Here is a 982-nt window from a genome sequence, read left to right as displayed (position 1 = left end):
CGGCCGCGCCGGGGGTTCCGGCGGACGCGGCGGCTCGGGCGGGCGCGGGGGTGGCGGCGGCGGGCGGCACAGCAGTCGCCGTTCCCCGGCTTCCGCATAGATGCGCGCGAGCTCGGCGCGCAGCGCTCCTTCCCGCGCCTCTTCCTCCCGCAGCGCATCGAGGCTCACGGTCGCGCGCTCCGGCACCGCGCATTGCGCCTGCGGCGTCGCGAACCAACCGAAGGGATCGCGCCAGAGCAGCCAAAGGGCGAGCAGGAGCGCGAGCAGCAGCAGCAGGAAGGCGAGCAGCCAGGGCCAGATGCGACGGCGCGCGGCAGCAACGGCGGCCGGCGGGCCAACGATCGCCATGGGCGTGACCGCGGTGGGGACCATGCGCACGAGCAGTTCGCGCATCCCCCCCGCGCCTGCCGCGACATGCCCCCACGGGGCGAGCACCGGCTGCCCCTCCCGCACCCGGACCGCGCCCTGGTCCGGAATCTCCAGCGCGAGTCGCAGCAATTCGCCGAGGAAGCGGTCGCCCTCGCTCGATGAGGCGCGCAGCTTGTCCGCCGCGCCCTGGATCTCGGCGACCAAGCGCATCAGGTCTGCGCGCACGGCCTCCTGCGCCGCGGGATCGAGCGACGCCAACGGAAGGGCGGGCCCGCTGCCCGCCGCGTACCAGTCGATGCTGCCCTTCTCGGGGTCCGGGTTCGGTTCAGCGAAGAGGGCGGCGTGGCGGGGCGACAGCGCGCGGCGCAGATACTGCGTCAGCTGGTCCCAGTGCTGCACCGCCAGTTGCCCGCCCACGCCCTGGGCCAGCAGGTCCCGGTTCAGCGTGGTGGCGATCAGGCTTTCGTCCACGGGCTTGCTCTTTCGCCCGGGTCAGCGCGGCGTGGCCGGGGCCACGGGCGTCGCGTCCTGCGGCGGCGGCGTGGTCGCTGCGGGGGGCGCGGGCGCGGCGGGGGACGGCGTGGACGGTGTCGACGCCGCCGGTGCAGGCGCG

General features: G+C 75.9%; 1 protein-coding gene. It reads right to left on the bottom strand.

The features are described 5' to 3' along the window. Window positions 1-840: hypothetical protein (locus HW577_RS25615; RefSeq protein WP_198378899.1), on the bottom strand; the 840-nt coding region annotated here is incomplete at its 3' end. Between the last annotated feature and the right edge of the window lie 142 nt (window positions 841-982).

Source organism: Neoroseomonas rubea, assembly GCF_016106015.1.
Taxonomy (GTDB): domain Bacteria; phylum Pseudomonadota; class Alphaproteobacteria; order Acetobacterales; family Acetobacteraceae; genus Neoroseomonas; species Neoroseomonas rubea.
The sequence above is the reverse complement of the archived record's forward strand: the minus strand, read 5'-3'. Positions and strand labels throughout refer to the sequence as shown.